The following is a 3,006-nucleotide window of genomic DNA, read 5'->3' on the forward strand; positions in this document are numbered from 1 at the left end:
AACCCAGATCACGCGACGAGGCCCGATGCGCCTGATCAACGCCCATCGCCTCAAGAACCCCGTGCTTCGCCGGACTCGCCGTCGCATAGACCTCCGCACCCAGATACCGGGCGATCCGCACCGCCGCCATCCCCACACCACCGGTCGCGGCATGGATCAACACCCGCCCACCCGGCCGAAGACCGCCCAGTTCCACGAGCCCGTACCAGGCGGTCAAATGGGCCACCGGTACGGCCGCCGCCTGCCGGAAGCTCCAGCCCTCCGGGATCGGCGCCAGCAGCCGCGCGTCGGTGACCGCGAGCGGCCCGAACGACTGGTCCAGTACGCCCATGACACGGTCGCCCACGGCCACGTGGGTCACCTCGGGGCCGATGTCCACCACGACTCCGGCACCCTCGCCGCCGAGTCCGGTCTGGCCGGGCACCATGCCCAAACCGACCATCGCATCACGGAAGTTGACACCGGCGGCGCGTACGGCGATCCGCACCTGCCCGGCGCCGAGGGGCGCCAGCACCTCGGGGCAGGGCACCGGTACGACGTTCTCCAGGGTCGCCGTGCCCGCCGTGTCCAGCCGCCAGGCCTCCGGCTGCGCCACGGGGCCCACCAGCCCCGCGCCGCCGGTACCGGCGGGGACCAGGCGGGGCACGAGGGCCCGACCGGCGCGCAGGGCAAGTTGGGGCTCGTCCATCTCAATGGCGTGCGCCACGGCGATGCGCAGGGCGTCGGTGTGGGGGGCGTCGGTGTGGGGGGCGGCTTGGCAGTCGTGCTCATCGTCGCGGTCGAGGAGGACGAAGCGGCCGGGGTGCTCCGACTGTGCGCTGCGTACGAGGCCCCATACGGCGGCTGCTGACAGGTCCACCCGGGTGGTGCTCTCGGGGCCGTCGACGGCGACCGCGCCTCGCGTGACCATCACCAACCGGGCATCTGCCAACCGCGGTTCGGCGAGCCAGCCCCGTACCAGGTCAAGCACCCGTTCGGTCGTCGACAGCGCCTCGGTCGACGCCTCCTCGGGCGAGGTCTCCTCGGGCGACGCCTCTTCGGCGCCTTCGCCGATGGGCCCGGTCAGCCCGGTCATTTCGGCGAGAACGACGGGCGGTACGGGCTCGTCGTCACCGAGGGCCGCGAGCAGCGCGGCCGGATCCGGGTGGCCGCGGACGCCCAGGACCGGCCAGCCGTCGTCCCCAGCCGCCGTCCTTCCGGGCCCGGCCGCGAGTGGCAGGGGAGTCCACTCGACGGTGAACAGACTGTCGGTGGCGTGGCTGCCCGGAGCCACCGCCGCCCGTAGCTGATCGACGCTCGCGGGCCGCATCGCCACGGAATCGACGGTCAGCACCGGAGCGCCGATGGCGTCGGCCACGGTCAGCCGCAGGGCGCGTTCGCCCTCGGCGGTCTCCTGATGGGGAGAGAGGCGTACCCGGACCGTGGTCGCCCCGGCCGCCCACAACGTCACGCCGTTCCAGGCGAAGGGCAGCCAGACCCGGCCGTCATCGGTGGGTTCGTCACCGGCCGCCTCCGTGTCATCGTCCGTGTCCAGCTGGTCGATCAGCAGCGCGGGATGCAGCGCCGCGTCCAGCAGCGCCGGGTGGATCCCGAATCCGGTCTGCTCCCCTGCGGCCTCGGGCAGGACCACCTCCGCGCACACATCGGCCCCGTCCCGCCACACGGCCCGCAGCCCCTGGAACGACGGGCCGTAGGCATAGCCCGAATCCGCGACCCGGTCGTAGAAACCCTCGACGCCGAGCGGTGCCGCACCGGCCGGAGGCCACGTCCCGACCAGTCCCAGCGCCTCGTCGGAGCGGTCCGGGAGCGGGTTCAGCACAGGGCTCAGCACACCCTCCGCATGGCAGACCCAACCCGTGCCGGAGTCTCCTTCACCGGCGGCGGGCCGGGAGTACACCCGCACCTCACGACGGCCGTCCTGGGTGGCCTCGCCCACGACGATCTGCACCCGCAGCCCGCCCGACTCCGGCAGGACGAGTGGCAGGTGCAGCGCCAGCTCGTCCACGCCGCCACAGCCGACCTCATCGGCCGCCCGCAACACCCACTCGGCCAGCGCCGCGCCGGGGACCAGCACCGCGTCCGCCACCACATGCTCACCGAGCCATGTGTGCGTACGCGCCGAGATCCGGCCCGTCAGCACATGGCCCCGGCCATCGGCGAGCTCCACGGCGGCGCCCAGCAGCGGATGTCCGGCGGAGACGAGCCCGAGGTCGGCCGGGTCGCCGACGCGTCCGCCGTGGCCGTCGAGCCAGAAGCGTTCGCGCTGGAACGCGTAGGTGGGCAGGGCGACCACGCGGGGGGCCGGGTTGCCCGGATACACGGTGGTCCAGTCGACGTCGACACCGGCGGTGAACGCCTCGGCGAGCGAGTGGAGAAGCTGGGCCCGCCCGCCGTGATCACGGCGCAGGGTGGGCACGGTGACGGCCTCGACCCCGGCTTCCTCGAAGGTCTCCTGCAAGCCCACGGTGAGCACGGGGTGCGTACTGGCCTCGATGAACACCCGATGCCCAGCCGCCAACAACGCCCGAACCGCATCCGTGAACCGCACCCGCTCACGGAGATTCCGCACCCAGTAGTCCGTATCCAGGACGGAGCCGTCGACCCGGCCACCGGTCACGGTCGAGTAGAAGGCCGTACTCGAACCGGAGATATCAAGTGGCCTGACACCAGCCAGGAGCTCATTCAACTCCTCGCGGATCTCCTCCACTTGAGGGCCGTGCGAGGCGTAATCCACCTCGATCAGCCGCGCCCGCTCCCCCACCTCCTGACACGCCGCCACCACAGCGGCCACCTGCTCCGGCGGACCCGACACCACCGTGGACGAGGGGCCGTTGACAGCAGCTACACCCACGCCCTCGGCCCGGCCTGACAGATCGGACAGCAGCCGCTCCGCCGGTTCTTGGCCCACGCCGAGCGAGGCCATGGCCCCGCCCCCGGCCAGCCGCCGCAACGCCCTGCTCCGCAACGCCACGACCCTCGCACCATCCTCCAACGACAACACACCAC

1 protein-coding gene is annotated in these 3,006 nt (G+C 72.5%); it reads right to left on the reverse strand.

Annotated elements, in window-relative coordinates:
* Positions 1 to 3,006: acyltransferase domain-containing protein (locus VT50_RS37595; RefSeq protein ID WP_143645366.1), on the reverse strand; the 3,006-nt coding region annotated here is incomplete at both ends.

Source organism: Streptomyces antioxidans (assembly GCF_000968685.2).
Taxonomy (GTDB): Bacteria; Actinomycetota; Actinomycetes; order Streptomycetales; family Streptomycetaceae; genus Streptomyces; species Streptomyces antioxidans.